The organism is Desulfobacterium sp. N47 (assembly GCF_051233685.1).
GTDB lineage: Bacteria > Desulfobacterota > Desulfobacteria > Desulfobacterales > RPRI01 > RPRI01.
In genome coordinates this window covers 1-6,484 of sequence record NZ_JBAMMY010000097.1, presented here as the reverse complement: position 1 = coordinate 6,484, position 6,484 = coordinate 1, and the positions used below count along the sequence as shown (strand labels likewise).

The window sequence follows — 6,484 nt, the reverse complement described above, 5'->3', positions numbered from 1 at the left end:
TCTGCAAATCCATTACTTGTGATTCTGAACATCGACAGGAATACGTATTCATATAAGTAGGCTTGGGAAGGACATTCAGACCCGCAAAAATTCCCAGACCGGGTTCTTTGTCGTAGGAACCGATATGGCTCAATCTTTTCCGCCCCATCAACTTCAAAAGCAACATGGAAAGACATGCCTGTGTTGATCCGATATCACTTGAATCAGGCATTTCGCATTCTTTCAAAATCTCCAAAATTCCTGATTCTAAAATATAAGGGATAAAAAAAGAAGCACCCTGCTGAGGGACAATCAACATTAAAGGGTTTGAGTTCATTAATCGAGATGCTCTGATCGCTCCGGTATGGATTTATTTTTTAAAGTGATACCTAATTCTTTATGGGTTCTTCTTTTTAATTTAGAATAGCCTGCATCTTTAAGGGTACGCTCAACTGTCCGTGAAGAAATTTCAATAGCATCTTCGGCAAGACGATCTCGAATATCAGAAGCAGATAACCTCATTTTCCTGTATTCAATGATTTTGTCTTGTACGTCAGGACTTGTCCGTTTTTGCTGCGGCCCCTTTTTAACAGCAGGGAAAAGTTCTATTTTTCCGGCTCTGGAATCTCTGAGCAGGGAATAGGCAGTACTGGGTTTATACCCAAATCGTTTTGCACTCTCTTCTATTGAATCTCCGTCAATAACAATAGCCCGAATCAACTCATACTGTTTTTGTCTTGGGAAAGCAGGGTTTTTGAAAAAGTCGGTCAGGTCGATTGAGGTATCGATTAGGGTTTTATTTTGCCGTTTAGTCATATATGATTCCAAAGTTAAATAATAATTTTGAAAGCAATAATTGCTCAAATAGCCATTATTTTATGGCTATAATGGTCGATAATTCAACAAATATACTTTTATTATCACATTTATAAACGATATGCAAGAGTTATATACGCCAAAAAAGCACCCTAATAAAAAAATATTGAGCCAAAAATCCAGCGCGCAGGAATGTAAAAAAATAAGAGAAAACCTATAAGTTATCCGATTGTCAATTTCAGCATAAATGTTAGATTATTTTTAAGCCGCTTTCTAATATTTCTTTTACGAAAGGATCACCGGAATTGAAATCTTGTGGGCGATACGGCAGAATTTCCAAATCACTGCTTACTGATAAATTAATTTTGCGTATCTTGTTTCTATCATTAAAACGATTTCCCTCAAATATGTTTGAGACAAGCGCAATATCAATATCACTCCACTCAGTATATCTGCCGGTTGCGTAACTGCCGAATAAAATCGCTTCTTTTATCGGGATGTTATTTTCTCTTAAAGCTTGTATATATTTTTCAATTATTTTCCGGACTCGATCAGGGATTTCAACCACTGATAATTCTCCTTTATTTTATTAAAATACATCTCAGTAAAATCTTTTGTGCAACTATTATAAAAATCATGCTTGAAATCAGGATATCTTACTTCGAGATTGAAATCATTTACTTCATCAAAAAATATTTGTCTTTCATCTGTCAATTCGATTAAGGATTGTTCTGCAAGTTTAACTAAATTGTGTGTTTTGGGCGGCACTTTATCATGTTTCAAAGCAAATATTGCTTTTATAGCTTTTTCCAGCACCAAATGTGCTATAAACAAACACCAGTCATATTTTTTTGATTCAAAGAGACTTTCCGCGGCTTTTAGGTCATGGCCAGCTCCTTGCAGCCAGTATCTGATATGTTCATCTTTAGTCATTTATTTTGCTGAATTTGTTAAATCCGTTAGAGAAATATGAACTTTGAACCTGTAGCATTTCAATGAAATATAGACTAATAGTTTACTAAAATCAATTAATTATTGATGATTATGTAAAAATCCCCAAACCGTCATGCCGGACCTGATCCGGTATCCGGAACCCAATGGAATTAATGGTTAGCGCTAAAGCCTCACTGTGTGCCCGGCCTTCGCCGGAATGACGAAAGTGGGTATTTCCCGGTTTTAAATAAAAACAACAATAATAACTTAATCGGATTAAGTTTTAGATAAAATCCAAATACGGTTACCCTTTATCAAAAACAGAATATTCTGCAATTTCATCATCTTCAACGAATAACATCCGATTATATCCATTATAGCATTTATAAATTAATATTTACAAAATCAAAAGGTTGTGAGATAAAGAAAAACGCTTATGACCAATACAAACTTATTGAAATAATCCGGTTTATTAATATGCTTTGCGAGCTTTCCATAAGAAATTTTGCAATAATTGATGATCTTCACATACGTTTTTCTGACGGTCTGACTGTTTTAAGCGGTGAGACGGGGGCAGGCAAATCTATTATTATAAATGCTGTCAACCTTCTGCTTGGAAGCAGGGCTACTTCAACACTGGTCAGAACCGGAGAAGAAGCTGCCGAGCTTGAAGCCCTGTTTGAAATTATTCCTGAAAGTAAAACAGCAAAGCTCATGAAAGAACAGGATTATGATCCTGCCGACGGCCTTCTTATAAGAAGAATCATTTCAAAAAATGACAGGCACAGAATATATATAAACGGAAGACTTTCCACCATTCAGATATTAGGGTCCATAACCGAAAATCTTGTCAGTATTTCAGGGCAGCACGCCCACCAGGGACTGTTGAAAGAAGAACAGCATCTTTTGATTCTTGACCAGTTTGCCGGCCTTGTTCCGATTAGAAATGAACTATTTGAATTATATCATGAAATGATTCCTGTTGCTAAAAAATTAAAAGAGCTTAAATCCGTAAAAGACCGCCAGGCCGAACAAATCGATTATCTTTCGTACCGGAAAAAAGAGATAACTGATGCGGCAATTAAACAGGATGAAGATACCACTTTGGAATCTGACCGAATCAGACTTAAAAACATTGAAGCTATATTTGAAGCTGTAAATAATAGTGTTGAGGAGCTGCACAGCATGCGCGGAGCTGTAATTGAGAGGCTTGCTGATGTCAGAAAAAATCTTGAAAAAGCAGGAAAGCTTGATCCTGCACTCTCATCAAAAGCTGAATCCATTGAACAGGCGGCATATAATATAGAAGAAATATCCAATGAGCTTAGAAACTATCTTGTTAAGATACAAACGGATGAAAAAGAGCTGGAAGCTATAGAAGCGCGGCTGGATTTAATAAACAAGCTGAAACGAAAATACGGAGGATCCGTACAGGCAATTTTTGAAAAACTTGAAGAAACTGAAAAAGAGCTTTCCGGTATTGAAAATATCGCTGAAAATATCTGCGAAACTCAAAAAAAACTTGATGAAATGCACAAACAGCTTGATGCCTGCGCTAAATTGCTTTCGGGAAAAAGAAAAGAAAACGCAAAAAAATTTGCAGCAAAAGTTGAAAAAGAACTGTCAACTCTTAAAATGTCCGGCACTAAATTCGAAGTGTCTTTACAGGCACAACCTGCATCAAGCGGCGTCGATTCAATCTTTTCGGCAGACGGCTGTATTGTGAATGAAACAGGAATTGACAATGCAGTATTTATGATTGCTCCGAATGTTGGAGAAGCATTAAAACCTCTTTCAGCAATTGTTTCCGGAGGTGAGCTTTCAAGGACTATACTTGCTTTAAAAGCTCTTCTTGCTGAAACCAAAACGGTTGAGACGATTATATTTGATGAGGTTGATGCGGGTATAGGCGGTGCTGTCGCCGAAGTCGTAGGGCGGAAAATGGCATCTCTTGCAAAAAACTACCAGATAATCTGCATTACTCATCTTGCCCGGATTGCAAGTTTTGCTGATCACCATTTCAGGATATCAAAGCATGTGGCGGACGGTAAAACCAAAACAGTAATTACTCCCTTAGACAAAAATGAACGTATTGAAGAAATCGCCAGAATGCTTGGCGGTGAAAAAATAACCGATGCAACCATTGCACATGCACTTGAAATGCTTGAAAATAAATGAATGAACCAATTGCAAAACGCCAAATTATGGCCGATTTTTGCGTTGAGCTCGAATAAATATGTTTTATTTTTAAAATTCCGTTGATCCCAAAAGATACAATGGTTACAGGATTAAATTGATTTTAATGGACTTTTTGCAAGTTTATAATATTTTACTGTTTGATATCTTGATGTTATGCGATATATAAGAAATCTATATAATAAATTTTCTTTTTCCAATTTAAGCCCGCAGTCTCTGGTTACATTGAGTTTTATAAGTGTTATTTTAATCGGAACATTTTTATTGTCCCGACCTTTTGCTTCAACCGGCCCCGCGTTAAATTTTGTTGATTCTCTTTTTACTTCAACTTCGGCTACCTGTGTTACAGGATTAATTGTTGTTGATACCGGCTCCTGTTTTTCAATGGCCGGCCAGATTATTATTCTTATTCTGATTCAGGCAGGCGGTCTGGGAATAATGTCTTTTTCTACTCTTTTGCTGTTTTTTTTCCATGGCAGATTCGGTATCGGGAGCAGAGAAGTTATTCAGGAAACTTTAGCCTTTTTTGATACAATTGATATAGGCTCACTTTTAAAATCGGTCTTTATATTTACATTTGCTTTTGAGGCCATAGGCGCAGTACTTTTAACAATCCGTTTTCTTTTCGATATGCCCTTTGACAAAGCTCTTTTCACAGCCGCTTTTCACTCAGTTTCTGCTTTCTGCAATGCCGGTTTCAGTACTTTTCCTGATAGTTTAACTGCTTATCGTTCAGACATTTTTGTTAATTCAATAATTATGTTTTTAATAATCAGCGGCGGCATCGGTTTTATAGTAATATACGAACTCTATAAGAATCGCAAAAAAGGGCTCTCTTTTCACAAACTATCACTTCATTCCAGAGCTGTCCTTTTGTTTTCCGGTTTACTTATAATTATTGGAACTGTTTTTCTGTTTATTTTTGAATATAATGTTTCAATGAAAGGATACAGTCTTCTTGCAAAAATTCTTTCTTCTATGTTTCAATCCGTTAGTGCACGTACAGCCGGGTTTAATACCATCGACATATCTACAGTATCCATGTCTTCTTTGTTGGTTATTGCAAATCTGATGTTTATTGGCGCATCCCCGGCATCTTGCGGCGGCGGCATTAAAACGGCAACTCTGGCGGTAATTTTTGCATTTATAAGATCTAAAATCAATGATACGAAAAACGTAAACTTGTTTTACAGTACGCTGCCTTTTAAAGTAATTTCAAAAGCGATAGTTCTTGTTGTTTTTGCTATTCTAACCGTAATTCTTTTCTCTTTTCTGATTACAATAGCGGAGTTTCATAATACTCCTTTCAGTGATAACGGAACTCAATTTATTCAGATATTTTTTGAAGTTGTGTCCGCTTTCGGCACTGTTGGCCTTTCTGCCGGTATCACAGCCGCTCTTTCCCCGGCTAGCCGTATTTTATTGACAATAGTGATGCTGATAGGCAGAGTCGGACCTCTTACTTTAGCAGTAGTTATAGCTACTCATGATGAAAATGACATCCAATATGCAGAAGATAATATTTTAGTGGGATAATAAATATGAAAAATATAGCTGTAATCGGCCTTAGCAGTTTTGGATTTTATCTTTGTAAATCACTTAGTTATCTCGGTTATAATATAATGGCCGTTGAGGTCAAAGAAGAAATAGTGAATCAGGTTAAACCATTTGTGCGCAAAGCTGTGATCGGTGATGCCAAGGATAAGACTTTTTTAATGAAGCTGGGCATCACTGATTTTGATACAGTTGTCATTTCCGTTGGCAGCAAATTAGATGTAAGCGTATTAATTACGCTTTATATGAAGGAATTAAATATTAAAAACATTATTGCCAAAGCTGTTAATGAAGATCATGCAAAAATACTGGAAAAAATAGGGGCGACACATATTGTTTTTCCCGAACGCGATCTGGCGGAACAAATGGCGAATACAATATCTTCTCCGAATTTTTTAAAGTATATTCCTCTTACCGAAGGTTTCAGCCTGATTGAGGTGACACCGCCAAAAGAATGGCGCGGGAAAAAACTAAAGGATTTAATGCTGAGAAACCGATACGAAATTCAAATTGCAATGATCAGAGAAATCATTCCGGAAAGAGTTGTAATACCTGATGGTGATTTTATTCTAAAAGAAAGTGATATTCTTTATATTATCGGTAGTGATGAACACATCAGATCTTTGCAAAAAGATATAGGTTAAGCCTCATTTCCTTGGTCCGCATCGCTGAGAGTCAAAAAAAATAATACAGATATCCTATCCCGATAGTAATATAAGCCCGGAAAACAGGCTTCTTTTTATATATGGCACAATATTTGCTTTTTAAACAAGATTGATCAAACCGGTCTTTTATAAAGTTTTGGTTAATATTCATGATGTTAACTGAATTCATCTTGCCGGTAATTTTATAAGTTAATTCTCCTTTAAGTAACTTAGCAATAATAAATTGAACAATTATGTTGACATTTAGCTACGGTAATGATATGCGTTATGTATGTCAAACACTGTTGAGAAAATCAAGGTAAAGTATGGGTATTTACGTTCACATTTAGATGAGAAGGTTC

General features: G+C 36.2%; 7 protein-coding genes. 3 read left to right on the top strand and 4 right to left on the bottom strand.

Going from position 1 to position 6,484, the window contains the following annotated elements:
- The 4 genes from VXK47_RS06170 to VXK47_RS06155 form a co-directional block, all read right to left on the bottom strand.
- Window positions 1-226: hypothetical protein (locus VXK47_RS06170; protein WP_435547896.1), on the bottom strand; the 226-nt coding region annotated here is incomplete at its 3' end.
- A gap of 89 nt (window positions 227-315) precedes the next feature.
- Window positions 316-795, bottom strand: a complete 480-nt coding sequence (locus tag VXK47_RS06165; RefSeq protein WP_435547895.1) for a hypothetical protein — start codon at window positions 793-795, stop codon at window positions 316-318.
- A 250-nt stretch (window positions 796-1,045) separates the two neighbouring features.
- The gene (locus tag VXK47_RS06160; RefSeq protein ID WP_435547894.1) at window positions 1,046-1,363 is read right to left on the bottom strand and encodes a nucleotidyltransferase domain-containing protein; all 318 of its coding nucleotides are present in this window, start codon (window positions 1,361-1,363) and stop codon (window positions 1,046-1,048) included.
- Window positions 1,330-1,728 (bottom strand): HEPN domain-containing protein, encoded by a 399-nt coding sequence (locus tag VXK47_RS06155; RefSeq protein ID WP_435547893.1) that lies wholly within the window; start codon window positions 1,726-1,728, stop codon window positions 1,330-1,332. The genes VXK47_RS06160 and VXK47_RS06155 overlap by 34 nt, the downstream gene beginning before the upstream one ends.
- Window positions 1,729-2,205: 477 nt before the next feature.
- Here VXK47_RS06155 and recN point away from each other — a divergent pair, with 477 nt between their 5' ends.
- The 3 genes from recN (at window position 2,206) to VXK47_RS06140 (ending at window position 6,122) form a co-directional block, all read left to right on the top strand.
- Window positions 2,206-3,906 (top strand): DNA repair protein RecN, encoded by a 1,701-nt coding sequence (gene recN, locus VXK47_RS06150; RefSeq protein ID WP_435547892.1) that lies wholly within the window; start codon window positions 2,206-2,208, stop codon window positions 3,904-3,906.
- 174 nt (window positions 3,907-4,080) lie between these two features.
- On the top strand, window positions 4,081-5,460 hold the full coding sequence (locus VXK47_RS06145) for a TrkH family potassium uptake protein (protein ID WP_435547891.1): 1,380 nt from the start codon (window positions 4,081-4,083) through the stop codon (window positions 5,458-5,460).
- Window positions 5,461-5,465: 5 nt separating this feature from the next.
- A complete protein-coding gene (locus VXK47_RS06140; RefSeq protein WP_435547890.1) occupies window positions 5,466-6,122 on the top strand; it encodes a potassium channel family protein in 657 nt (218 codons plus the stop codon).
- The last annotated feature ends 362 nt before the right edge of the window (window positions 6,123-6,484 follow it).

What these genes read in the sequence shown, in the direction of transcription:
- VXK47_RS06165 (WP_435547895.1), bottom strand. Translation starts at nt 795, where the DNA reads ATGACTAAACGGCAAAATAAAACCCTAATCGATACCTCAATCGACCTG.
- VXK47_RS06155 (WP_435547893.1), bottom strand. Translation starts at nt 1,728, where the DNA reads ATGACTAAAGATGAACATATCAGATACTGGCTGCAAGGAGCTGGCCAT.
- recN (WP_435547892.1), top strand. Translation starts at nt 2,206, where the DNA reads ATGCTTTGCGAGCTTTCCATAAGAAATTTTGCAATAATTGATGATCTT.
- VXK47_RS06145 (WP_435547891.1), top strand. Translation starts at nt 4,081, where the DNA reads ATGCGATATATAAGAAATCTATATAATAAATTTTCTTTTTCCAATTTA.
- VXK47_RS06140 (WP_435547890.1), top strand. Translation starts at nt 5,466, where the DNA reads ATGAAAAATATAGCTGTAATCGGCCTTAGCAGTTTTGGATTTTATCTT.